The organism is Dolomitihabitans soli (genome assembly GCF_022213955.1).
In the GTDB taxonomy this organism is placed as follows: domain Bacteria; phylum Actinomycetota; class Actinomycetes; order Streptosporangiales; family Streptosporangiaceae; genus Streptosporangium_A; species Streptosporangium_A soli.
Map to the genome: position 1 here is coordinate 596584 of NZ_JAKNTW010000001.1, position 24192 is coordinate 620775.

The 24192-nt window shown below is 71.3% G+C and carries 20 protein-coding genes; 15 read left to right on the plus strand and 5 right to left on the minus strand.

Translation table 11 applies throughout. From position 1 onward, the window contains the following. Nucleotides 1-19: 19 nt before the first annotated feature. From MBA17_RS02705 to MBA17_RS02735, 7 genes are all read left to right on the plus strand, one after another. Entirely contained in the window at nt 20-2398 is a 2379-nt protein-coding gene (locus MBA17_RS02705; protein ID WP_238494595.1) for a putative baseplate assembly protein, read from the plus strand. Between the two features lie 5 nt (nt 2399-2403). Further along, nucleotides 2404-3339 (plus strand): hypothetical protein, encoded by a 936-nt coding sequence (locus MBA17_RS02710; RefSeq protein ID WP_238494596.1) that lies wholly within the window; start codon nt 2404-2406, stop codon nt 3337-3339. Beyond that, a complete protein-coding gene (locus MBA17_RS02715) occupies nt 3336-4349 on the plus strand; it encodes a hypothetical protein (RefSeq protein ID WP_238494597.1) in 1014 nt (337 codons plus the stop codon). The genes MBA17_RS02710 and MBA17_RS02715 overlap by 4 nt, the downstream gene beginning before the upstream one ends. A 10-nt stretch (nt 4350-4359) precedes the next feature. Beyond that, entirely contained in the window at nt 4360-6858 is a 2499-nt protein-coding gene (locus MBA17_RS02720; RefSeq protein WP_238494598.1) for a phage tail protein, read from the plus strand. A gap of 35 nt (nt 6859-6893) precedes the next feature. Continuing rightward, the gene (locus MBA17_RS02725; protein WP_238494599.1) at nt 6894-7742 is read left to right on the plus strand and encodes a hypothetical protein; all 849 of its coding nucleotides are present in this window, start codon (nt 6894-6896) and stop codon (nt 7740-7742) included. A 45-nt stretch (nt 7743-7787) separates the two neighbouring features. Further along, entirely contained in the window at nt 7788-8549 is a 762-nt protein-coding gene (locus MBA17_RS02730; protein ID WP_238494600.1) for a hypothetical protein, read from the plus strand. A 481-nt stretch (nt 8550-9030) separates the two neighbouring features. Next, nucleotides 9031-11829, plus strand: a complete 2799-nt coding sequence (locus MBA17_RS02735) for an eCIS core domain-containing protein (RefSeq protein ID WP_238494601.1) — start codon at nt 9031-9033, stop codon at nt 11827-11829. A 317-nt stretch (nt 11830-12146) separates the two neighbouring features. Here MBA17_RS02735 and MBA17_RS02740 read toward each other — a convergent pair whose 3' ends face one another. From MBA17_RS02740 to MBA17_RS02750, 3 genes are all read right to left on the minus strand, one after another. Continuing rightward, nucleotides 12147-12788: an AfsR/SARP family transcriptional regulator gene (locus tag MBA17_RS02740; RefSeq protein WP_238494602.1), complete on the minus strand. Its 642-nt coding sequence runs from the start codon at nt 12786-12788 to the stop codon at nt 12147-12149. A gap of 462 nt (nt 12789-13250) precedes the next feature. Continuing rightward, nucleotides 13251-13751: a hypothetical protein gene (locus tag MBA17_RS02745; RefSeq protein WP_238494603.1), complete on the minus strand. Its 501-nt coding sequence runs from the start codon at nt 13749-13751 to the stop codon at nt 13251-13253. A gap of 883 nt (nt 13752-14634) precedes the next feature. Continuing rightward, nucleotides 14635-15351 carry a TetR/AcrR family transcriptional regulator C-terminal domain-containing protein gene (locus MBA17_RS02750; protein WP_238494604.1) on the minus strand — a complete coding sequence of 239 codons (717 nt, stop codon included), beginning with the start codon at nt 15349-15351 and terminating at the stop codon, nt 14635-14637. 111 nt (nt 15352-15462) lie between these two features. Between MBA17_RS02750 and MBA17_RS02755 the strand changes: the two genes are divergently transcribed. From MBA17_RS02755 to MBA17_RS02775, 6 genes are all read left to right on the plus strand, one after another. Then, complete coding sequence (locus tag MBA17_RS02755) at nt 15463-16053, plus strand: NADPH-dependent FMN reductase (RefSeq protein ID WP_238494605.1); 591 nt, start codon at nt 15463-15465, stop codon at nt 16051-16053. Continuing rightward, nucleotides 16050-17543 (plus strand): MDR family MFS transporter, encoded by a 1494-nt coding sequence (locus MBA17_RS02760; protein WP_238494606.1) that lies wholly within the window; start codon nt 16050-16052, stop codon nt 17541-17543. The genes MBA17_RS02755 and MBA17_RS02760 overlap by 4 nt, the downstream gene beginning before the upstream one ends. A gap of 7 nt (nt 17544-17550) precedes the next feature. Next, nucleotides 17551-18096 carry a YciI family protein gene (locus tag MBA17_RS02765; protein ID WP_238494607.1) on the plus strand — a complete coding sequence of 182 codons (546 nt, stop codon included), beginning with the start codon at nt 17551-17553 and terminating at the stop codon, nt 18094-18096. A 544-nt stretch (nt 18097-18640) separates the two neighbouring features. Beyond that, a complete protein-coding gene (locus MBA17_RS02770; RefSeq protein WP_238494608.1) occupies nt 18641-19186 on the plus strand; it encodes a hypothetical protein in 546 nt (181 codons plus the stop codon). A 36-nt stretch (nt 19187-19222) separates the two neighbouring features. Continuing rightward, nucleotides 19223-19354 carry a hypothetical protein gene (locus tag MBA17_RS50200; protein WP_455432693.1) on the plus strand — a complete coding sequence of 44 codons (132 nt, stop codon included), beginning with the start codon at nt 19223-19225 and terminating at the stop codon, nt 19352-19354. Nucleotides 19355-19427: 73 nt separating this feature from the next. After that, the gene (locus MBA17_RS02775; protein ID WP_238494609.1) at nt 19428-20633 is read left to right on the plus strand and encodes a phosphotransferase family protein; all 1206 of its coding nucleotides are present in this window, start codon (nt 19428-19430) and stop codon (nt 20631-20633) included. 263 nt (nt 20634-20896) lie between these two features. Here the strand turns inward: MBA17_RS02775 and glnA are convergent, their stop codons facing one another. Next, on the minus strand, nt 20897-22321 hold the full coding sequence (gene glnA / locus MBA17_RS02780; protein ID WP_238494610.1) for a type I glutamate--ammonia ligase: 1425 nt from the start codon (nt 22319-22321) through the stop codon (nt 20897-20899). Between the two features lie 86 nt (nt 22322-22407). Further along, the gene (locus MBA17_RS02785) at nt 22408-22629 is read right to left on the minus strand and encodes a hypothetical protein (RefSeq protein ID WP_238494611.1); all 222 of its coding nucleotides are present in this window, start codon (nt 22627-22629) and stop codon (nt 22408-22410) included. Nucleotides 22630-22742: 113 nt separating this feature from the next. Between MBA17_RS02785 and MBA17_RS02790 the strand changes: the two genes are divergently transcribed. Continuing rightward, on the plus strand, nt 22743-23204 hold the full coding sequence (locus MBA17_RS02790) for an RDD family protein (RefSeq protein WP_238494612.1): 462 nt from the start codon (nt 22743-22745) through the stop codon (nt 23202-23204). Nucleotides 23205-23226: 22 nt separating this feature from the next. Beyond that, entirely contained in the window at nt 23227-24132 is a 906-nt protein-coding gene (locus tag MBA17_RS02795) for a nucleoside hydrolase (protein WP_238494613.1), read from the plus strand. Nucleotides 24133-24192: the final 60 nt, after the last annotated feature.

A 24192-nucleotide genomic window follows, 5' to 3' on the forward strand; every position in this document is an offset into this window, starting at 1 on the left:
GGGGACAAGGAGAGAGACCATGGCGACCGCACTGCCGCTGCCCGACCTGGACGACCGACGCTGGCAGGACCTCGTGGACGAGGGACGGGCCCTGATCCCCTTCTACGCCCCCCAGTGGACCGACCACAACGTCCACGACCCGGGCATCACGTTGATGGAGCTGTTCGCCTGGGTCGCCGAGATGGACCTCTACACGGTGAACCAGATCACCGACGCCCACCGGCGCAAGCTCCTCGCCCTCGCGGGGATCACACCGGCGCCCCCGCGCCCCTCCCGGACCCTCCTCGACGTACGGCTGGCCCCCGGCGCTCCCGCCAGGTCGCTGCCGGCCGGCCTGGAGTTCGAGGGGCGCGACCCCTTCGGCGAGCCGGTCCGGTTCCGCTCCCTGCACGAGGTGACCGTCCAGCCGGGGCGGCTGGCGGCCGTCCGCACCGGCCGGGACGCACCGCTGGAGGACCTGACCACCGCCTGGCGGCGCGGCGAACCCGTGCACCCCTTCGGCCCCGACCCGCACCCGGGCTCGGCGCTGTACCTCGGCTTCGACCTGCCGTCCCCATGGCCGGCCGGAACCGTGATCAGCCTCGGTGTCGCCCCGGCCGCGCCCGGCGACGGGCCGCCTCCCGCCTCCCGCCTCCCGCATCACTCCGCCCGCCTGGCCTGGGAGTTGCTGACCGGCCCCGGCCAGTGGACCCGCCTGACCCCCGTCCACCCCGGGACCAACCTGGATCCGCACACCGATCCGCACGCCGGGACCAACCTGGATCCGCACACCGACCCCCACGCCGGGACCGACCCGGATCCGCACACCGTCCCGCACGCCGAGGGCGAGGCCGGGGACGGCGTTCAGTCCGGAGCGGTGCCCGGCGGCCCCGCCGGTGCGGCGGACGGCGGGTTCGGCGGGTCCGGTGGGTTCGGCGGGCCCGGCGGGGAGGCCGAGGCCCGGCTGCGGCCCGGTCGCGTCGATGACCGGACCCGCTCGCTGACCGTCGAGGGGCGGGTGCTCCTCGCCCTGCCGGCGCCGGCCGCCGCCCACGCGCCGGCGGGCCGCGACGACTCGCTGGCCTGGGTGCGGGCCCGTCTGACCGGCGGCGCCTATGACGCCGCGCCGCTCCTCGCCGGCCTGGCCTTCAACGCCGTCCAGGTGGTCCAGGCGGTTCCGGCGGTCAGCAGGCTGCGGATCGCGCCGGACGCCCCGGTGACCGGAACCCCGCCAGCGCCGGGTGAACGGGTTTCCCTCGATCTCCAGGTCACCAGGCGCGGTGAGATCAGCCGGCTGGCCTTCGCGCCACCCGCCGCCGATCGTCCCGCGGTCCGGGTCCTGGCCTACGACGAGGCCGGCCGCACACTGACGATCGAGGCCGCCGCGGTACGGCGCGGCACGGGCGGCCCGCTCCAGCGGGTCGAGATCACCGGCGCCCCCGTCGTCGCGGCGAGCCTGCGCATGTCCAGCCTGGAGGACGGGACCTGGCGCCGGTGGACGTGGCGCCCCGACTTCGACGCCTCCAACCGGCCCGACGCGCACGCCGTACTGGACGCGACCGCGGGCACGGTGGCTCTCGGCGACGGTGAGCGGGGCCGGGTCGCGCCGGCCGGGGCGACGCTGCTCGTCACCGGGGACCTGACCCGCGCCGCCGCCGGCGACCTGCCGGTGGGAGCCGTGGACCGGGTGGCGGACTCGCCGCACAACCGGGCCGTCGTCGCCGACCTGCCGGTGCTCGCCGGGCAACTCGCCGCCGTCGCCAACGTCGTCCCCGCCGCCGGGGGCCGCGGGGCGGAGACGGTGGACGCGGCCACCGCGCGCGCCCAGGACGGGCGCGAACGGGCCACCAGGGCGGTGACACTCGACGATCACGTGAAGCTGGCCATGCGGACGCCGGGGGTACGGCTGGCGCGGGCCGAGGCGAGGGCCAACGCTCATCCGGGGTTTCCCTGCCTGACCACGCCGGGCGTCGTGACGGTGCTCATCGTGCCCCACCTGCCGGCCCGCCGTCCGGCGCCGAGTCCGGGCCTGCGCCGGGCCGTGGCCTGTCACCTCGACCGGGGGCGCGTCCTCGGCACCCGGATCGAGGTGATCGGTCCCGAGTACGTCACCGTCACCGTCCGGGCCACCGTCGCGGCCGAGGCCGGCGCCCGGCCGGGAGACCTGCCGGCGGCGGTTCGCGGGGCGCTGGACCGCTTCCTGCATCCGATCACCGGCGGTCCCGACGCGACCGGCTGGCCCTTCGGCCGCGACGTCTACCGCTCTGAGGTGCTCGGGGTCATCGGCGAGGTGCCGGGCGTGGCCCACGTCCTCGCCCTCGAACTGGTGGCCGACGGCGGCGCGCCGAGCTGCGCCGATCTCCGGCTCTGCCCGACGGGCCTGGTGGACTCCGGCCCGCACGAGATCGATGTGAGGTGAGGGGCGTGGCCGAACACCTGACGCCGATCGATCCGCAACGCCTGCGGCACGGCCACGGCCGGCGATTGCTGCGGCGTGACTTCGCCGACCAGGTCGCGCTGGACGATCAGCTCCGCTGGTGGCACAACCGCGCCCTGCACGACGCGTACGGCGTCGCCGCCGGGCTCGACGTCACCATCGCGGACGCCGGCGGCACCCGGACGGCCTTCGTGGGCGCGGGTCTGGCCTACGACCGCCACGGCCGCGAGTTGCCGCTGCGCGACAGCCACCGGATCGCCGTACCCGCCGGAGACGCCACGCTCTACCTCGTACTCGCCCACGACGGGACCGCCTGCCCCTCTTCCGCCCGGCACGCCCCTGGCCCGGACGGCTCCGCTCAGCACACGCGCGCCGACGGTCTCGAGCGTCTCGGTCAGGGGGTCACGCTGCGCTGGGTCCCGGCCACCTGCGACGGGGTACCCCTGGCCGTCAGCGACGCGGAGGCCGTGTTCGCGCCGCCCCGGGCGCGTCCCTTCGCCCGGCCGCGCATCGGGCACGGGGCCACCGTCGCGGGCCAGACCCGGTGGCGGCCGTGGACCGAGCTGATCGACGGGGAGCCGGTGCAGTTGGGCGTCGAGGTCGAGGTCGACACCTCGGCCGTCGGCTTCACCGGCACACCGTGCTATTTCGTCCAGGTCGGCGGAGCGATGTGGACCTCGGCTGCTCCGCTGGTCCTGCTGGGGCCGATCGGGCACGTGACCGGGGCCACGAGAGACCGATTCACCTACCGGTTGCTGATGCCCTGGCTGTATCTCCCCGAGCCGGCGGAACCCCCGGGTCGGCGGCGCTCGCCGTACGGCCCGGCGTTCACCACCGGTCTGGTCCTCAGCTGGATCGGCATCGAGGAACAGCGCGACGACGACACCTCCTGCTCCCACCGACACGAACGGCGATCGGCATGACTTTCATCGATGCGACACGCTCGATCGAGCGGCAGCGCTTCTTCGACGGGCAGCGCCTGCTCGCCTCGGACCTGCAGGGGATCGAGGCGTTCAACCGCGAGATGCGCTGGCTGCACAACCAGAGCCTGCACCAGCCGGGCATCGGCGACGGGTTCGCCGTCAGCGGTGGCAAGGGCGAGCGGGAGATCGGCGTCGGCTCCGGCTACGCCGTCGACGACCTCGGCCGCGAGATCGTCCTGACCGGTTCCCGCACGATTCCGGTGCCTCCCGTCTCCGGCGACGCCGGCGGCAAACCGAAGCGGTACGCGCTCACCGTGCGGTACCCGGAGGACGAGGACCTGGAAGAGGTGGAGTTGCGCGAGGGGATCTGTGACACCCGCGGCGCCGTACGGCTGCGCGAGGAACCGATCTTCTGCTGGGTCGCCCTCAACCCGGACGGCAGTCCGGAACGCGACCAGCAGTCGATTCTCAGCGGCCGTCACCTGGTCGTCACCGAGGCCGCGGTACGCGAGTGCAAGCTGGACGGCGACCTCGGCATCGCCCAGCGGCGCAACGCCCGGCCCGCTGTGCAGCCGCGGGTCGCCTGCGGCGCCGCGCGGCCGACGGCCTGGCGGTCATGGAACCCGTGGGACGAGGAGGAGCCGTCCGAGGGCGTCCAGGTCGCCTCCGCCCTGCGCACGCTGTACAGCCTGGTAGGCGGGTTGCAGGCCGACATCGACACCCGGACGGCCGGGTTCCTGACCACACCCGGCTACTTCGCCCGCATCGACGGCAGCCGGATCTACGAGCTCGAGATCGGGGAACAGACCCGCCAGGTGGTCCTGGACGGCCTGCTGAGCGTCGTACGGCCCGCGCCCACCGGGTTCACCGCCCAGGTCCTGGTCCTGGCCTTCGCCATCCCGTCGCCCGGCGACGGCGGAACCCTCAGGGCCGAACCCCCTGACGAGGATCTCGATCTCGTGGAGCTGCTCAAGGAATGGCAGGTCGGCTGGATGGGCGTCGAGGGATGAGGAGCGGCCGATGAGTGCCACCCCGCAGGGGGGCGGTTTCCTCTACACGAACCGGGACGGGGCGTGGCTCGACTTCACGCGCCGCGACCTGGACATCGTGGACGGCCGTCTCCGGCTCAGCCACCTCCCGGCCCCGACCGGCCCGCTCCCCGCCGGGCTCGCCCAGCTGCTACCCCCCGACGGACCGGCCGGCCTGGCGGTCGCCCCCGGCGGCGACGTCTACCTCACGGGTCTCACCATCGATCACCACGGCGGCCACGGCCCGCACGGCGGCCACTCCGGTCCCGGCGGCCCCGGCGGCCCCGGCGGTCCAGAAGGCCCCAGCGGTCCGGGCGGTCCTGGTTTCGGCGGTCCAGGCTACGGCGGCCCCGGCCAGGGGGATCACGGCGATCATGGGAACGGGGGCGGCCAGGATGGCCAAGGTGGGCAGGGCGGCTCCGCCGTTCATGCCGATCACGGCGGCTACGGCGGGCGGGTCATCCTGCGTGTCGACGGGTGCGACGGGCACACCGGACCGCCGGCCTGCCTCGGTGGCGTGGCCGGTGACCGTACCCGGCTGTACGATCCGCGCGGGCTGCTGGTGCACGCCGGCCGGCACGCGCTGGTCGTCGCCGACGCGGGGAGCCACCGGCTGCTGCTCTTCGACCTGGCGACCCGCCAGCTCCTCGACATCTGGGGTGACACCGGCCTGCCGCCGGCGCCGAGCGGCCGGCCCGGCTCGTTCGACACCCCGGTGGCGCTCGCCGCGGACCCGGACGGCCACGTGTACGTCGCCGACCGCCGTCGAGTCCAGCGGTTCACCGCCGCGGGCCGGGTCGTGCCCGGATTCTGGCGGACCCTGCGCGCGGCGGCGGGCACGGTGGCGAATCCGGTGGCCCTCGCCGTGGTCACCGAGGCCGGTCGCAGCCGCGTCTGCGTCCTCGACGGCAGGGCGCTGCTCGTCGTCGACCAGGACGGGCACCTGCTCGAGGAGCACGAACTCGCCGTGGCGGGCGATCCGCTCGGCCTCGCCGTGACCGATGACGCGATCTACGTCGGGGAGAACGGCCCGGCCGGAGGCGGTGTCGTGCGGCTGCGACGCGACGGATCGTACGTGGGTTCCGCCCCGGGGTACGAGGGGCCCGTCGCCGCGCTGGCCCTGGATCACCGCGGCGGCCTGCTCGTCCATCCCGGAGGCGGCAACCCGCCGGTACGGCTGGCGCTGAACGGCGCCTTCGTACGGCGGGGCATCGCCTGGGGAGGACCGTTCGGCGGCTTCAGCGATCTCGTCAAGTCGTGGCACCGGCTCGCGGCGACCATGGACGCCCTGCCCGAGGGCGCGCGAGCCGAGTTCTTCGTGCACACCGCGGACGACGCCGGCACGCCTCCTCCCGTCGGCCGGGACGGCGGGCGCCTCGGCGCGCTCCCCCCGGTCGGCCGGGGCGCCGCCGCGCCTGCTCCCGTGCGGCGCGGCGGGCACGCGACGGACGAGCGAGGCGGCTCGCCCTCGGACGGCCCGGGGGGCGAATTCCCCGCCCCGGCCTGGGCGTCCGGCCCGCGGGAGCATCTGATCGACCGGCCGGACGCCAGGCTCGCCTGGGTCGGCGTGCGCCTCACCGGTGAGGGGACGACCTCGGCCGCCGTCGGGCAGGTCCGCCTGGAGTTCGACCATCGCGGCTACCTGGAGCATCTGCCCGCCATCTACCGGTCAGACGACGCCGCCGCCTTCCTGCCGCGCTACCTGGCCCTGGCCGAGAGCCTCTTCCGCGAGGTCGAGGGCGAGATCTCCGGCCTGGACCGGCTGCTCGACCCAGGTGGCGCGCCGCCGCCCTTCCTGGCACAGCTCGCCCGGTGGGTGGCGCTGGACGCGGCGCCCGGCTGGGACGAGGCGCGGCTGCGCGACGCGGTCGCGGCGGCCTACCCCGGCTCGGCCCTGCGCGGCACGGCCGCCGGCCTGCGGGCGGCGCTGTGCCGCTTCACCGGCCTCGACGCCTGGATCGAGGAACCCGTCGTCCAGGCGAGCTGGTGGGCACTGGCGTCCGGTCCGGCCGGCCCGGACGCCGAACGCGAGACCTCGGTGCTCGGGGTGACGACCATGCTCGCCGCCGCCCGGCCGGAGGGCTCGGTGCTCGGCTCGACCGCCACGCTCGGCGGCTCCCATCTCATCTCCGGCGAGGAGTACGGCACGCCGCTGTTCGAGACGGTCGCCCATCGTTTCACCGTCCACGTGTACCAGGGCGCCGCTTTCAGCCACGACCGGCTGCGGGCCGTACGGGATCTGGTCGACCGGGAGAAACCGGCGCACACCGAGTACCAGGTCCGGGTCGTCGAACCGCGGTTCGTGATCGGTGTGCAGTCGAGGGTGGGGGCCGACGCCATCGTCGGCGGGCCGCCCGCCGAGGCGCGTCTGGACGGCGGCGCGGTGCTCGGCGAGACGTTCGTCCTGGGCGGCGATCCGCCGGGACGAGTCGGCGAACGCGCCCGGATCGGCGAGGACACGGTACTCGGGTCGGCGTCGGTCCACGACTGACCCAGCGCGAACAACACGGCCCACCAGGAGGAGCCATGCAGGACACACGAAGGACGCCGGTGCGGATGGACTGGCGCGGCGGGCTGGCCACGCCCCGCCGTAACCGCTTCTTCCACGGCAAGATGATGGACGTCTACCACTTCGAGATGGAGACCGCCTACGGCATCGCCATGCGAAGGATGCTGAACCGGCTGGTCAGCGGGGGCGGGGTGGTCTGCGGGCTCGACGTCGTCCGTGGTGCGGACCCGTGCACGATCAAGGTGACCGCCGGGGTGGCGATCGACGGGTGGGGCCGGGAGATCGTCGTGCCCGCCGACAGCGCGCCGATCGCCCTGCCCGCCGCGCTCATCGACCGGGTCTGCGGCGACGGCGACCAGTGCGCCGACCCGGCGGAGGAGGAACCCGCCACCGGGGAACGCCGCGCCGTACGGCGGGCCGACGAGCGCCGCGGCCACGACGACGCCTGGGTCACCGTGACGTTGTGCTATCAGGAGTGCGAGAGCGACCCCGTCACCGTGCTCGCCGGTGACTGCTCCACCACCACGGCGGCGTGCGCGCCCGGAGCGGTCCGTGAGCAGTACCACATCGGGTTCGAACCCGGGCGAGCCGACCCGATCGAGGTGAGCTGCCGCTTTCCCGACATCCTCCGCCAAGGCGAGATCGACTACGGCGCGCTCGCCCGCTGGGTCACCCGAAGCTGTCCCGACGTGCCCCGCGATCCCTGCATCCCGCTGGCCAACCTGCGCCTCGACTGCGACAGCGAAGACTGCCGGATCGACGACGTCGACATCGAGATCCGCCCCATCGTCTTCGGCAACGCCATCCTGTTCGACATGCTCAGCAGGATCGTGGACGAGCAGTCGGGCGACGGCCGGCGCCGGTGACCCCGCCGGTGCGACCCACGACATCGATCTGCGAGGAGAGAACACATGCACACGACCACCACCCGGAACTCGGGCTGCTGCGGGCAGACCGGCCCGGGGCAGGCGGGATCCGCCGGCACCCTGGAACGCCCGCGCTACTTCCCCCGTCAGCTGATCACCCCGGACGAGCTGACGCTGGAGGCCGACTACTTCCGTGACCGGATGCGCCGCCACAACATGTACCTCCACGGCTGGGGCGTGGTCTGCGGCGCGCTGGTCTGCCCGGCGCCGGCGAAGACCGCATCCACGACCGGCCAGGCGGCCACGGAGCCATGGCGGGTCCGGGTCGAACCGGGCTACGTCCTCGGCCCGTACGGTGACGAGATCGTCATCGACATCCCCGGCGAGGTCCCGCTGCGCGGTGACGGAACCGCCGCCGACCCGTGGTGCGGCGAGATGTACGCCAGGGATCCGGCCGGACCCTTCTACGTCGCCGTCCGCTACCAGGAACGCCGGACGCGCCCGGTCCCGGCGCAACCGGCGGGCTGCGACTGCGAGGACCTGCCGTGCGAGTACTCCCGGCTCAGGGACGGCTACGAGTTCGGCGTCCTGGACCACTGCCCCGGCTCCCACCGGCCTGACGACGAGACCGCCGCCGGCAACCCCGAGTGCCCGGCCTGCCCGGAGAGCCCGTGGGTCGTCCTGGCCGAGGTGACGGTCGACGCCGACGGCGTGGTCACCGAGATCGACAACTGCTCCTGCCGGCGGATCGTCGCCTCGGCCCGCGACGACTGGAGGCAGTGCGGCGGCGACACCTCGACCAGCTGACACCGGAGGAGGACGGATGCGCGCACGCGGCATGGCCACCGAGAAGACCGAGGTCCGGAACGCGGCGGGTCCCGGGCGTACCAAACCGGCCCGGACGCCGCCTGTCGGCAACCAGGCGATGCTCGACCGCCTCGGGCGCCGGGGTGAGCCGCCGGAAGCCGGTCCCACACCGGTCGTGCAGCGTGCGTGCGGACCGTGTGCGGAGGGGGGTGGGGGCGGCTGCGCGGGGTGCGGCGATTCGCACGTGCCGGCTGTGGGCCCTTCCGGGGTGGTTCAGCGTGCGTGCGGGGGAGGTGCGGGCGACAGCGTGGGGTGCGCTGATTCGCACGTGCCGCCTGCGGGCGTGTCTGGGGTGGTGCAGCGTGCGTGCGGGCCGTGTGCGGAGGAAGGTGGGGGCGATTGCGCGGGGTGCGCCGACCCGGTCGTCCAACGCGAGGGTGGACCGGCGCCCGCCTCGGCCTCCTCGTCCGGCCTCGCCTCCGTGGCCGGTGTGGTGGCAGGGGGCGGCGGCCGTCCCCTGCCACCGGCGACCCGGACGCTGTTCGAGGAGGGGTTCGCGTCCGTCCTCGGATCCTCGTCGATCAGCTCCGCGCCGGCCGTCACGAGCCGGGCCATGACGGTCAGCCGGCCCGGCGATCCACTGGAGGGCCAGGCCGACAGCGTGGCCGCGCAGGTGCTCCGGGCACCTCGCGCACCTCATCCCGAGATGGTCCGTCCTGACTTCTCGCAGGTGCGCATCCACACCGACGGCCCGGCCGCCCGATCGGCCGCCGCTCTGAACGCCACGGCCTACACGGTCCGCGACCACATCGTGTTCGGTGCCGGCCGGTTCGATCCCGGCAGCGCCGATGGGCGCCGGTTGCTGGCGCACGAGTTGACCCACGTCCTCCAGCAACGGGCGTCCGGCGACACGGGCACGATCCACCGGCAGGCCTGCGCCCACGACGGCCGGCAGCCCGAGTGCGGCGGTTACCGTTGGCGACTGATCAACATCGTGACGGACGAGGTGATCAACGAGGACCTCGACCACCGGATCGTGGAGTCGGGGTTGGTCCCGAACTTCGGCGGGAGATGGGTCACACAGGTCCAGACCCCTCCCAACATGGTCAAGGGCGGCAAGAACCGGGGACGTGTCGACGGCCTGCGGGTCAGGGCGGCCGCGGCGCTGCGGGTGGAGGTGGTGGAGGTGAAGTCCAGGGCCACCGGCCACAACGGCGGCTGCGGGCTGGCGTCCAGAGAGGCAGCCGAGTACGTACGTCAGCTGAACCTGCTGGGGCCACACGTCGTCACGATCTCGCGGGTGCTTTCGGCCAACCCCTTGTTGAGACCGGCGGGCGGCAGAGTCGGCCAGGGGCAACGACGCATGCTGGCCGCCCTGGGCGTCGATCTCTCCCAGCAGCGGGTGGGCGAGGCGTGGAGGTTCCTCTTCAGCCTGGAGGAAAGGCTCGGCACCCGGTTCAGCACCCCTTTCAGCACCTTCACCGCCGCCGTGAACACCGACGGGGTGCCGGGCACCGACTACATGGTCGGTCCCCCGGTGCTGGTCGACTGCCGGAAGAGGGGCAAGGCGGGGGTCAAGATCCGCCGGCTGCTGTTCCAGGTCAACGGAGCCGGCGGGGTCAGCTACGGCTGCGACAACACCGACTGCCAGGTGGCGGAGGAGGACGAACGGGAGGAGCGGGTGCGCGCCACGCGGCGTCAGAGTCGGAGCCGAAGCCGGCGTCAGACGGTGGACGCGTCGCAGACGCCCGGCGAAGCGCCGGAACCCAGCCGGATCCCGCTGGTCGCGATCGGCGCGGGGGCGGTGGCGACCGCCGCCGGCCTGGCCGCGGCCAGGCGGCAGGCGGCAAGGGCCGCAGCCCGGAGGGCGGCCATCGAGCTCGCCAGGCGGGAAGCGGCCAGACGAGCGGCACTGGCCGCCGCGCGCAGGACCGCCGAAGAGGCGGTCAAGCGGCGGGCGGCGAGAGCGGCGGCGGCTGGAGCGGGAAGACGGGTGGTGGGCGGGGCGGCAGGCCGGGCCGTCGTGATCGCTGAGGCCGCGGCCTTCGTGCTGGTGCTGGCCACGGGCGAGGCGAAGGCGGAGCTCGGCCCCGGAAAGTCATCCCTGGAGGCGCTGTACGAGGTCATGACGCGGAACGGCACGCCGCCCTCGGCGGAGATGCGGCAACTGATCGAGAACGATCCGGTGCTCCGTCAGTTGGCCGAACGGGCGGCCGAGACGGGAGACGCCGCCGGGCTGCAGCAGGAGCTGGATCGCCGGAGCCTGGAATTCCTCCGCGACCACGCCCACGAGCTGACCGAGGAGGAACTCGACCTACTGCTGGCACCCGGCGCCGCGAGGGGGGCAGGAGGTCCGCTGCCGCAGGATGTGGAGCAGCTCCGAGCGGCCATCGCCGCCGAACGCGAACGCCGTGGCACGGCTGCGGTGTCTCCCGGAACGCGGCCAGGCGCAGGTGCGACCCCTGGTGGTGGTCCCGGTGGCGGCGCCGGCAGGGAAGGCGCCGGCAGGGAAGGCGCCGGCGGCGAGCGGGCGGGCAGGGCCGCCGGAAGCGGCGGAGCCGCTGGCGAGGAGGGGGATGCGAGGGCGCGCCGCGCGCGGTTGTCTCCCGAGATGCAGAGGCAGCTGGCGGCGGCCTCCGCGCCAAGGAGGGCGCTCGCCGAAGCGATCATCTCAGGCGGCGGCCAGGGCCCGGCGGTCGATGCCGAGGCGGTGCGCCGGATCCTCGCCGCCATCCCCGCCGACCTCACGGATGCCGAATCCGGCCAGCTGGCCGAGCGAGTCGGGCCGGCTGCGGGAAGATCGGTCGAGGAGGTCGTGGCGTCCATCGGCAGGGGCGTCTCGGAGGTCCGGGCGGGCGCGCGGGCGGAACGCGGCGCGCAGGGAGCCGACGCGGTGGGCCCGGCTCAGGCGCCGACCCCGCAGGAGGCGGCGGCGGCCCGTGCCGAGTACGTCAACGCGATCATCGAGAACATCAGGGATTATCCGTTCTGGAATGAGATCCCCGTCAACGGCTACCGCTTCGTGACGACCGGCGCCACGAACTTCCGCAACGCGGAACCGGGCAGGTCGGTCGAGGTGATCCTCCTCGTCCGGCAGCAGGTCGGGGGGACCGTGATCAGGGCGGCGGGCACCGGCAGAGCCGCGGTGATCGATCGGAGAGAGACCACCCTGACGATCGAGTCGCGGAGTTCGATCCTGCTCGTCACCGAAGCTCGTGAGACCGTCACCAACCCGGCGGGCCGGCGTTTCACCGGCCGGTTGGTCGGCGCCGGCCGGTGACCGGTCGCCGATTCGCCGATTCGCCGATTCGCCGATTCGCAGGGGCGGCGGGGCGGTGTCGTAGCGGTCGGCGACCGAGTCGGCGGTCACGGCGGAGCATGCGGCGCATGGTGGGGATCAGCACGGTTGGTCGGCGCTGGCCGGGGACCGGTCACCGGATGCTTTCCGCGGATCGCCGGGGCGGTGTTGTAGCGGTCGGCGACCGAGTCGGCGGTCACGGCAGAGCGTGCGGCGCATGGTGGGGATCAGCATGGTGCGGGGGAGTACCGTGAGGAGGATCTGTCGTGCACGGCTTCCGGGCGTCGGCAGATCCTTCGTCACGAGCGCGCGGGATGCGAGCGGGGGGTCGGAAGATCCACCAGCCGCAACAGCCCGGGGGAGGGCCTGACTCCGATCTCCCGCCAGAGGAGCGCCGTGAAGGCGTTCACCGAGCGGACCGCCTCGGCGAAGTTTCCCTCGGCGAGGTGGATCCTGGCCACGAGATGCTGACAGCTCTCACGCAGCGGCTCGTACTCGACGGCGGCCAAGGCCAGATCCAAGGCTCCGCCGTACAGGCCGCGGGTGAGTAGTTGCTCGGCGAACGCCTCCAGGGTGTGCAGTTGGAGCTGGCGGATGCGTTCTCTGAGGATCACGACCCACTCGTCGTACCAGCCGGGGAGCAGCACACTGCAGGGCATCAGCCAGTCGCTGTCGTCGACGACCTCGCCTTCGCGGAGCCGGCGGCTCAGCGACTGCAGTTCGGCGATGTCGACCTGGACCGAGGGGTTCAGGCGCAGGCTGGTCCGGCCGGTGACGATCAGCCCGGGGCAGGCCTTGCCGGCACGCCAGAGGGTGGTGCGGAGGTCGGACTGGGCGTGGGACTCCATGGAGTCGGGCCACAGGCTTCCCGCGGCGAGATCGCGAGTCGCGGTGCCGTGCAGGCCGAGGAACGCGACCAGCCGCCGGGCGCTGGGCGGCAACTCGCTCCAATGCGCATCCGCTGCTCTCCCGGTGGTCGTCAGGTCGAAGGCGCCAAGCAATCTCAGCCTGGTCGACCCTCCTGGCTCCGCACTGCCACCGGCCCCCGCGACAGCGGATCTGCTGTCCATTGGGTGCCCTTCCAATGCGGGATTTCGATTGCGAATTTATGCCCGGGAGATGGGGGTGTCAAGGGGGGTCTATTACGGCGGTAGCCTGAAACTAAAGAGGATGCCGGAATTGGCATTGGTAATCACAGTATGGGCCTGAAATCGTTCCCTGCCGGGGTTTCTCATCTATCGCTCTGATCTGGTGGCGGAGTGTCGAGATCGTGCACCCCATCAAATCGAGAGCGAGCGGCCAGACGTCATTTTGGCCATATTAACGCAAATGTCCCAACCGCATTGTGACGAGTACGGCGGGCGTGACCGAGTTGCATTCGGCGCTTTCGAGACCGGACTTGGTCAGCCGGTATGGTCGGCGGCGGCTCGCCTGATCTTCGCTCCGCCGTACTGGCCCGGGGGAAGGCACACCGGGCAGGGGCACGGGCGGGTGCCGTGGGCGTCGGGCAGGTATCTCCAGCCGGTCACCCGGTGCACGGGGCGGATGCGGTGGATCTCCTTGGCGGTGATCGCGCGGGGGACGAAGACCTGCCAGCCGCGGGCATCCTCGGTCTCGGCGATCAGGGCTGCGGCTCGGGCGCTGGACAGCGGGAGGTGCGGTCGTCCGTAGTGGCCCACACGGACGGGTTCGTCGTCGGGCACCCGGAAGTCGACGGCGATCAGGGTGCGCGGGCCGTCGCGTCTCAGTTCGCGGGACCACTGATGGGTGAGCTGGTAGGAGGGCAGGACCGGCAGGCAGAACAGCCCTGGCAGGCCGGTGCCGTCGCGGCTGGCCGCGCGGATGCCGGCCCGTCGCACCGAGCGGGCGTTCTTCGCCGCTGTCAGATGGACGAACAGGGTCACGAAGCACCTTTCGATCTGCGCCGTTGCCCTGACCTGGTCGGCGGGGCGTCGACGCCGTACTTTCCCACGACCGCCGAAGGGCCACCCCGGTCTCGTCGGAGTGGCCTTTGACATGCAAGAGACTCGGCGCCCGAGATGTTATCGGATGAAGACGAGCGACCAGCACTGATCGTTGGATCGCAGGGCGAACTCGGCCTCGCCTGGCTGCGAAAGCGGGGGTGAATTCGCAAAGTCAACGGCTTCCCGGATACTCGACCACAGATCGGCGCGCCAGTGGGGCGTCCTCCGCGCCGCAGCGGAGGACTTGAGCTCCGCCGAGTCCGCTGGGTTCGCGACTTCGTTCTGTATTTCGCCGGTCATCGACTCTCCCATGGCTGTTTCGTGCGCCGCACCCCGATCACTCTTGCATGCGATGAGATGTGGTCCCTCAATAGAGGTCTCTCCTCTATGACACGAAACGGCCGAGCGCTTAGGAAGATTGTGGCGATCATACGCTAAATAATATTAGACAGCATGGGATCATGAAATAGACACAAATGTCGTGAAATGAGTAGAAGGCCCCACGCGAAGGCGGCCTCCGTTCTCGTCATCACCTTGTGGGAGCGCAAGGCGATGAATCAGACAAATTCCAACCCGTTCGTTTTGCAGCCGACCCTCGAACCCGGGGAGTCCAGGCCCGCTGACGGGCACCCGTCGGTGGATCGAGATCAGGGACGCCTGGCTCGGCGAGCGAACGATGACCGTGCCGCAACCCTTCAAGCGCCGTGCGCCGGCGAAGAGCTCCGCCTGCATCGTGGATCGTCGTATGGCGACAACTCGTCTGTCCGGTCTCACCCACGCCACGGGTTGTTCGCTGTCTGCTCGAGCCTCGATGCGGGCTTCCTCAAATGTTCAGGCGGGCGGCGATGCCGTCGAGGAGGCAGTTGAGGCCGAGGTCGAACTGCCATTGCCTGTCGTCCTTGCGGGTGGCGGTGCGCAGGTAGTGCTGGTAGGTGGGGTAATGGCCGGTGCGCATGTGCCAGGCCATGAGGGGGGCGAGCTCGGTGCGCAGTTCGTCGCCGCTGGACAGGCTCTGCTCGCTCATGAACGCATCGACGGCGCTGTCGTAACTCATGGCGCCCTGCACGTAGGCGTCCACGCCACGGAAGATGCCCATCATCATGTCGGGGTCCAGGCCAAGGCCGTCGAGCGCCATCAGGGACTGCTCGGCCACGGCCATTCGGCTGGGCGTCAGGGCGAGCTTGGTCAGCGGTGGGAGCTGAGCCAGCCACCGGTGCTCCAGCATCAGCTCGCGGGTGCCCACGGCCAGGGCGTGCAGGCTCTCCCGCCAGCCGAGACCGCCGGGCAGGCGCATGCCTGCGTAGACGTGGTCGACCATGAGTTCCAGCAGGTCGTCCTTGCCTGACACGTAGCGGTAGGGCGCCATGGGAGCGACGCCCAGTTCTGTGGCCAGGCGGCGCATGGTGATGGCCTCCAGGCCCTCGGCGTCGGCGACCGCAACGGCGGCCATGGCGATGCGCTGGGGAGACAACCTCTGGCGGGGGGCCGGTGCGGGCCGTTCCAGCCGCTCCCACAGCGGTGCGCTCTTGTCGGTGGCCATGCCGTCGTCCTCTTCTCCTCGCCTGCCGATACAACGTACCGATAGTAGACAACGTACACACACATGTGTACGTTGTATTTCACTCAATACAGTGTACGCGAAGGAAGATGAGTGCTCAAGATCGCCGTCATTCTCGGCAGCATCCGTGAGGGACGCTTCGGCCCCGCCGTGGCGAACTGGCTGCTGGACCACCTCCATCAGCGCGACGACATGAGCGCCGACCTGATCGACTTGGTCGAGACCCCGCTGCCGACCGTCTTGCCGGTGCTCGGCCGGCCACCGGCCTCTCAAGAGGACAGGGATCTGCTGGCGGCCGTCTCGCCGCGCCTGGCGTCGGCCGACGCCTTCGTCATCGTGACGCCCGAGTACAACCACAGTTTCCCGGCCGCGCTGAAGAACGCCATTGACTGGCACGGCGTCGAATGGCAGGCCAAGCCCGTCGCGTTCGTCTCCTACGGCGCCTTCTCCGCCGGGCTGCGCGCGGTCGAGCAGCTCCGGCTCGTCCTGGCCGAGCTGCACGCCGTCACCCTGCGTGACAGCGTCGGCCTGCAGAATCCGTGGGCGCAGTTCGACGGCGACGGCAAGGCCCTCGACCCGGCCGCCGATGCCGCCGCCAAGGTCATGCTGGACCGGCTCGCCTGGTGGGCGCACGCGCTGCGCGAGGCCAGGACCGCCCGCCCCTACACGTCTGAGGCGTCATGACACGCCTGGGCATCTTCGGGCTGCTGACCGGCATGTTCCTGGCCATGCTCGACGGTCTGATCGTGGGCACCGCGCTGCCCACGATCGCCGGCGACCTCGGTGGCCTGGACCAGCTGCCGGGGGTGGTGACCGCGTACATGCTGGCAGCTGCGGCGACCACCCCGATCTGGGGCAAGCTCGGCGACCTTCTCGGCCGAAAGGCCACCTTCGTCTGCTCCATCTCGCTGTTCCTGGCCGGATCCGCGCTGTGCGGCCTGGCCCAGACCATGCCGCAGCTCATCGCTTTCCGCGCCGTGCAGGGGCTCGGCGCGGGCGGGCTCATGGTCGGCGCGCTGGCCATCATCGGCGTGCTGGTCCCACCCCGCGACAGCGGCCGGCTGCAGTCGATGATCGGCGCCATCATGCCCGTCGCCTACGTCGGCGGGCCGCTGCTGGGCGGGCTGCTCACCGACCACCTCAGCTGGCGCTGGACCTTCTACGTCAATCTGCCCATCGGTGCTCTCGCCCTGCTTCTCATCGCCACCCGGATCCACCTGCCACCCACGGAACGAGGCCGGCCGCGCATCGATTACACCGGAGCCGCGCTGCTGACCGTCGCCATCGTGGCCCTGACCCTGCTGGCGGGCGGCACCCCCTGGCCCTGGGCGCTCGGCGCGATCGGCGCGTTCGCCCTGGCCGCGTTCGTGGCCGTCGAACTCCGCACCGCCGAGCCGATCATCCCGCCCCGGCTGTTCGCCGACCGGAACTTCACCCTCGCCCAGATCCTGAGCTTCCTGGTCGGCGCGGTGATGCTCACCGTCACCAACTACCTGCCGCAGTACCTGCAGCTCGTGCAGGGCTCCTCCCCGGCGGCCAGCGGCATGCTGCTGCTCCCACTGATGTTCGGCATGCTCGGCGCCCAGCTGCTCACCGGCCGCCTCATCAGCGCAAACGGCCGCTACCGCAGCTACCCGATCCTCGGCGCGGCCCTCATGGCCGGCGGCGCGCTGGCACTGTTCCCACTCGACGGAGACACCCCCGCTGCGCTCGCCTCGGCCCTGACCCTCCCCATCGGAGCAGGCCTGGGCCTGGTGCTGCAGAGCACCACCCTGATCACCATGAACAGCGCCGACCCGCGCGACATGGGCGCGGCCAGCGGCACCCTCACGCTGCTGCGCACCGTCGGCGGCTCGCTCGGCATCGCCCTGCTGGGCACCCTGTATGCCGCCCAGGTACGCGGCGACCTGGCCGCCGACCTGGGACCGGCCGCCGCCGACCGACTGACCACGCAAGGCGACCTCACCCCCGCCCTGCTGCCCGACCTGCCCGCCCAGGTGGCCGACGCGGTCCGGCTGGCCGTCACCGGAGGCCTGCACGTCATCCTCATCGGCGCCGCCGCACTGTCCGTCGCCGCCTTCACCATCGCCTGGCTGATCCGCGAAACCCCGCTGCGCACCGGCCCCGCCGACGACCCCGACGCACCCGCCCCTGCCGCAACCCGTGATAGATAGGCTCGACATGCAATTCTTCTGTTACCACCGTGACCGGCCCGGTTCCGCGGCACTGCGCGAGAAGCTGGTGGAGGAGCACTGGTCCTACATGGACCGCTACGCGGCGCAGCTGATCGCCCGCGGCCCGACCCTCGACGGCGACACGGCCACCGGCAGCGTGCATATCGTCGACCTGCCGGACCTGGCCGCCGCGCGGGCGTTCGCCTTCGACGAGCCCAACTTTCAGGCCGGCGTGTACCGGGACGTGATGCTGCGCCGGTGGCGCAACGTGCTGGGGCGCACCATGTGGGACTTTCCCGGTGGCCGCGAAGGCGGCAACCGCTATCTGGTTCTGGGCCTCGGCACGGGCCAGGCCGCCGACCTCGTTCCACCGTCCCACCGGCGGGACGACTTGATCGCCTACGGGCCGCTGTTGTCCGACGACGGCGTCACCTGGCTGGGCACGGCAGCCCTGATCCGGGCGACGGATCGGGACACGGCCCGCACAGTCCTGGCCCCGGACCGGTATGCCGGTATCGAAGTTCACGATTGGGAGTTCGGCGGACGACGATGATCAGCATGCGGTCATCACTGGCAGCGGCACCACATCGCTGCCCCGCCTGACCGCACGCACAAGGACAGCGGCGCGAGCCGATCCCTACCCAGCTAACCGCGGCGACTGCGGTCCACATCGCTGCCACATCGAGGTCTGCGCCTTCGTGGTCGACCAGGTCGAGTTGGTCGACCAGCACGCGGCCGGCCTTGGCCACCAGCTTGGAGGCCCGCTCCGGCCGGGGCAGCATCCGCAGGCATAGCCCGCACGGTAGGGCCATATCGGCCGGGATCAACTCATAGTGATCGACGCGTTACAAGTGAGGATGTTTCACCCGTGAGGGCGTCTTGATCGTTCTCAGCGCCAACGGCTGTCCGCCGGTTCCTCACCCCCGTTGTTCTTTCACCTTTTCCGATCTCGGTGTTCGGTCATGGTGAGTGACACCGGTCGGACCCACGCTGATGCCGGGGCCGGTACGGCCCGCCGCTCCGTGCGGGTCGGCCCCCGGCGTACACTCACGGGCGCACCGTCGAGCGATGGCGAACCCGAGAGGCGGACACCGTCCGTGCATGACTACGACGACCCGGCCTGGGGGCCGCTTCCCGTCCGCCCGGCGGCACTGCGCTGGCTGCTGCTTCTCCCCCTGACCCTGGTGTTCCTGCCGCTGTGGTGGGTGATGTGGGTCTTCCTCGCGATCTGCCTCTACTGCGTAGCGCCGGTGGTCGAGCTGATCGTCTACATGGTGCCGCGTGCCGAGAACGGCGCGATACGAATGCTGGACGCCACGTTGGGCCGGATACCGTTCGTCCCGCTCTGGTGCGTGACCCCGGTGGCGCTGGTGCGGGAGGGCGACACGGTGTACTACCAAGCGCGCGTGGACCGGCGCATCGAGAAGCAGACCCGGCGCGTGGAGACCTCCCGGTACCGTCGCGAGTACCACCGCGACCTGGAACTCGGAGCACACTACTTCCGGGGCGCCGGCGCCGGTTACACCCTGCGCGTCGCCTCGGAGCAGGGCTGGAACCTCCGTCCGGTGCTGCGCTCGCACCCCCGGCGTCGGCTCCGGCTGCGTCACAACGGTCGGCCACGGCCGGACTTCAGAGCAGGATGACGTGCTCACCTTCACCGATCGGCTCTCTACGGCTGCCTGACCGCCCGGGCGGACGCGCTGTTCGAGCTGACCGACGCGCTGCTGTGCGCCGACGGACCGGTGAAGTCGCTGGTCGACCTGACATTGACCGCCGAGCACCGGCGTGACAAGGGCAGCGCAGCACGGTAGAACAGCAACTCGAACCCCGGACCACCTGAAAATCGTTCGCGGAACCCGGCTGGCGGCGCACACACTGGGCGGTGTGGAAAGAACCGTGACCGCCCTGGTCACCTGTGGCGACGAGGATATCGGCGTCGTCGGCCCGTTCCCGGTTGCGGTCCCATGGTGGGCGATGGTCGAGCCGGTGGTCGAGTATCTCGAAGCCGTGCTGGGCGGGCCCGTCGTGGTCCTGCGCCTGGTGGGCGTCGAAGGCGGCGACCCGCCGCGCGGCGGGCACGTCACCTATCACGCCGAGTTCCTCGGCGATCCCCGACGAGCTGCGTCGCGTGCCTGTAAGACGCCTTCCCCGAGCGTCCCGGCTGACCTGCTGGACATCCAGGTAGGGCGCTCGCCGTGGGCCACGCCCCACGGCGTACGAGAGGCCCTGGCCTGGGCAGATGACGCACTCCGCGCCGTCGGACGACCCGCGCTCGGCCCGTCCCGGCAGGTCAAGACGTGGAACCTCGCCGGGCTGTTTCGCATCCCGGCGCTCGGCGGCCCGGTCTGGTTGAAGATCACGCCGGAGTTCGCCGCCGACGAAGGCAGCGTGATGGCGGCGTTCGCCGAGGCCGACCCGGAGATCGTGCCGACCGTGGTCGCCGCCGACCCGGCCGGCCACCGGGTCCTGCTCGATCACGTGCCGGGCGAGGACTGCTGGAATGCCTCACCCGATGTCATCCGTACGACCATCACCCGCTTCGTCGCCGCCCAGGCGGCGGCCACCCCTCCCGCACGACTGCCCCGCCGTACGCCGGAGGGCTTGGCCGAGCGCGTCGGCGAGGTGATCGACCGAACGGACCTCACGCCTGAGGAACGAGAGCAAGCCCGGCGGCTCGTCCACGCCCTGCCCGGTCTGGTCGCGGAACTCAACGCGTGCGGGTTACCCGAGACCGTGGTGCACGGCGACTTCCACATGGGCAACTGGCGCTCGAACGGCGGGACCGCGGTCGTCCTTGACTTCGCCGACGCGCACGTCGGCCATCCCGTCCTGGACGGCCTGCGCACCCGGATGTTCATGTCCGAGGCCGACTGGCACCTGCCGACCACGGCCTGGATCGACGCATGGCACAAGCACGCGCCCGGCTCAAATCCGGCCCGAGCCCTCGAACTTGCAGAGCCCTATCAGCACCTGTTCTACGCGGTTCGCTACCAGGAGTTCCTCGACGGCATCGAGCCCAGCGAGCACGTCTACCACGACGGCGATCCTGCCGGCGAACTCCGAGAAGCCCTCCGCGCTGTGCGTCCGTGAACGGTGTGAGCACGGTCGTCCTGCCCCTGGCCACCCTTACCCAGACGAGGTCTTGCTCCACTGCAGGATGTTGTTCCAGAGCCGGTAGGGCACGGTGCCCTCGGGGTGCCACGGTGCACTTCATGCCGTCGGGGGAGGAGCGCATGCGAAAGGCCGTCGAGCGTGCCCTCGGCGGAGGGACGGTCGACGGCCTTTCGTGGGACGTCTGAGTATCCTGGCGGATCTACCGCGAACGGGTCTCCCCAGGTCAGAAGCTCAGTGGCTCAGACGTCGTAGTAGAGCTCGAACTCGTGCGGGTGCGGGCGGAGGCGGATCGGGTCGACCTCGTTCTCGCGCTTGTAGGCGATCCAGGTCTCGATCAGGTCGGAGGTGAACACGCCGCCTTCGAGGAGGTAGTCGTGGTCGGCCTCAAGGGCGTCGAGGACCTCGGTCAGTGAGCCGGGGACCTGCGGGACCTGGCGGGCCTCCTCGGGGGGAAGCTCGTAGAGGTCCTTGTCGACCGGCTCCGGCGGCTCGATCTTGTTGCGGATGCCGTCGAGCCCGGCCATCAGCATGGCGGCGAAGGCGAAGTACGGGTTGCAGGACGGGTCCGGCACGCGGAACTCGACTCGCTTGGCCTTCGGGTTGGAGCCCGTGATCGGGATCCGGATACAGGCCGAGCGGTTGCGCTGGGAGTAGACCAGGTTGACCGGGGCCTCGTAGCCGGGGACCAGGCGGTGATAGGAGTTCACCGTCGGGTTGGTGAAGGCGAGCAGCGAGGGGGCGTGCTTGAGCAGGCCGCCGATGTAGTAGCGGGCCGTGTCGGACAGGCCCGCGTAGCCGACCTCGTCGTAGAAGAGCGGCGCGCCGTCCTTCCAGAGCGACTGGTGGCAGTGCATGCCGGAGCCGTTGTCACCGAAGATCGGCTTGGGCATGAAGGTGACCGTGTGGCCGTACTCCAGCGCCGTGCTCTTGATGACGTACTTGTAGAGCATCAGGTTGTCGGCCGTCTTCAGCAGCGTGCCGAACCTGAAGTCGATCTCGGCCTGGCCCGCCGTGCCGACCTCGTGGTGCTGCATCTCGACGTCGATGCCGACCTCGATGAGCTTGCGCACCATCTCCGAGCGGAGGTCGGTGAAGTGGTCCATCGGCGGGACCGGGAAGTAGCCGCCCTTGTAGCGGGGCTTGTAACCGAGGTTGCCGCCCTCGGTGGCCTTGCCCGTGTTCCAGGCGCCCTCGATCGAGTCGATGTAGTAGTAGCCGGAGTTGGCGTTGGTCTCGAAGCGCACATCGTCGAAGATGTAGAACTCGGCCTCGGGCCCGAAGTAGACGGTGTCCGCGATGCCGGTGCCCTTGAGGTACTCCTCCGCCTTGCGGGCGATGTTGCGCGGATCGCGGCTGTACGCCTCGCCGGTGAGCGGGTCGTGCACGAAGAAGTTGATGTTGAGCGTCTTGTGCTGGCGGAACGGGTCCAGCACGGCGCTCGTCGGGTCGGGCAGCAGCAACATGTCCGACTCGTGGATGGCCTGGAAACCGCGGATCGAAGATCCGTCGAACATCAGGCCGTCGGTGAACACGCTGGCGCCGAAGTTCTCGACCGGGAACGTGAAGTGGTGAGTCGTCCCCGGCAGGTCGGTGAACCTGACATCGACGAACTGCACCCCTTCGTCCCTGATGAACTTCAGGACGTCGTCGGCGGAGTTAAACACTCTCGAACCTCCCAGGGGCCACGGCTTACTAGAGCGACCGTAGGGCTGTGCCGTTTCCGCGCCGTGTCTCGTTTGTTTCACGCATGTTAAGGGAGGCCGCCGACCAGCAGGTCTGGGCGCAAAGCGACCAGTGCGCCCACTACGACGACGACCGTCAGAATTACCCATACGGCGATCCGCCGTACGCGACGGGGTCTGCGGCCGATCCGCCGGGCGGTGGCCCGCATCCGGGCGGCCTGGTCGTCGTCGATCTGGCCGACGATGGCGTTGAACCGTGAGTCGAGGTCGTCGTGGTCCTCGATGGGCACGAAGGTCTCCAGGAGATGTCGATCGGGGGGCGAAGGGACAATCATGGTCCCTGGGAGCGCCGGGTGGAAGGCCCTGTTGGGCACCGCCGTACAGGGCGGATACCGTAGTTCGCATGAGCACCAGGCAGCCTCGGTGGACGCAGACGTGGTTGGTCGGGACCCGCGCCGCCGGGCCCGACCTCGGGTATCCGGGGGAGCGGCTGGGGTTGCCCGAGGAGGGCAGCGGCGCGGTCGCCGGCTGGCCGCGCCGGATCGGCGCCATCGTCATCGACTGGCTCATCTGCACCTGGGCCATCGCGCAGGGGCTGCTCGGCTTCGACTCCGCGACCGCGCCCCTCGTCAGCCTGGGCGTCTTCGCCCTCGCCAACCTGCTGCTGGTGGGCGTCTTCGGCTACACCTTCGGGATGCGGCTGATGAACATCAGGGTCGCCGCGATGGACGGGGGCCGGCCCAGGTTCTTCCCCGTGCTGGTCCGCACGGTCCTGCTCTGCCTCGCCGTACCCGCCCTGATCTGGGACCGCGACCAGCGTGGCATGCACGATCGGGCGTCGAACACCATGGTGGTCCGCGCCTGACACGCGGCCGGGAAGGGATTCGATGACACCCGCCACCGCGCCCCGGCGCGTCATCCTCGACACCGACCTGGGGTCGGACGTGGACGACGTGCTCGCCCTCGCCGTCCTGCTCGGCTCCCCGGAGGTGGATCTCCTCGGCTGCACCACCGTCTACGGCGACACGCGGCTGAGGTCACGTCTCACCAAACGGTTCGTACGGCTCGCGGGGCGGCGGGTCACCGTCGTGCCCGGGGAGGCCGAGACCCTCGCGAACCGGCCGGTGTGGTGGGCGGGTCACGAGGGCGCGCTCCACGACGACCTGGCGGACGAGTCGGTAGACGACGACGGGGACGCGGCCGACTTCCTCACCGGTGAGGTGGCCCGGGCCCCCGGCCAGGTGGACGTGGTGGCCGTCGGGCCGCTCACGAACATCGCCCGGGCGATCCAGGCGGACCCGGAGTTCGCCAGGCGGGTCCGGCGCCTGTGGATCATGGGCGGGCGCTTCGACGGGACGCGGCCGGAGCACAACATCGGCTGCGATCCGGAGGCGGCGAGCATCGTCTTCGGCTCCGGCGCGCCGATCACCGTGACCGGCCTGGAGATCACCACCACGGTCAGGCTCGAAGCGGGTGACGTCGCCGCCATCGCGGCGGCGGGGCCGTTCGGCCGGGCGATGGAGGCGGAGATCCGCCAGTGGTGGCGCTTCAGGGAGTCGGAGTGGAACAGCCCGCACGACCCGGTCGCGGTGCTCACCATGCTGACCCCTGAGCTGTTCGCCTTCTCACCGGACGGCACGGTCAGCGTGACGACGGACGGCGCGAAGCCGGGATCCACCGTTTTCACGCCGGGGGCCGGTGCGACGCGCGTCACGACGGAGGCCGATGGGGCGGGGGTGGCCGCCGAGATCGTCCGCAGGATCGTCGCCGCCGCGCCGGGACACCTCGGCTGACGCCGTACGGAAGCAGGGAGGCCGCGCGTCACCGGGCGGGCGGGAAGACCTCGGAAGGGT

What these genes read in the sequence shown, in the direction of transcription:
- MBA17_RS02705 (WP_238494595.1), top strand. Translation starts at nt 20, where the DNA reads ATGGCGACCGCACTGCCGCTGCCCGACCTGGACGACCGACGCTGGCAG.
- MBA17_RS02715 (WP_238494597.1), top strand. Translation starts at nt 3,336, where the DNA reads ATGACTTTCATCGATGCGACACGCTCGATCGAGCGGCAGCGCTTCTTC.
- MBA17_RS02720 (WP_238494598.1), top strand. Translation starts at nt 4,360, where the DNA reads ATGAGTGCCACCCCGCAGGGGGGCGGTTTCCTCTACACGAACCGGGAC.
- MBA17_RS02725 (WP_238494599.1), top strand. Translation starts at nt 6,894, where the DNA reads ATGCAGGACACACGAAGGACGCCGGTGCGGATGGACTGGCGCGGCGGG.
- MBA17_RS02730 (WP_238494600.1), top strand. Translation starts at nt 7,788, where the DNA reads ATGCACACGACCACCACCCGGAACTCGGGCTGCTGCGGGCAGACCGGC.
- MBA17_RS02750 (WP_238494604.1), bottom strand. Translation starts at nt 15,351, where the DNA reads ATGGCCACCGACAAGAGCGCACCGCTGTGGGAGCGGCTGGAACGGCCC.
- MBA17_RS02760 (WP_238494606.1), top strand. Translation starts at nt 16,050, where the DNA reads ATGACACGCCTGGGCATCTTCGGGCTGCTGACCGGCATGTTCCTGGCC.
- MBA17_RS02765 (WP_238494607.1), top strand. Translation starts at nt 17,551, where the DNA reads ATGCAATTCTTCTGTTACCACCGTGACCGGCCCGGTTCCGCGGCACTG.
- MBA17_RS02790 (WP_238494612.1), top strand. Translation starts at nt 22,743, where the DNA reads ATGAGCACCAGGCAGCCTCGGTGGACGCAGACGTGGTTGGTCGGGACC.
- MBA17_RS02795 (WP_238494613.1), top strand. Translation starts at nt 23,227, where the DNA reads ATGACACCCGCCACCGCGCCCCGGCGCGTCATCCTCGACACCGACCTG.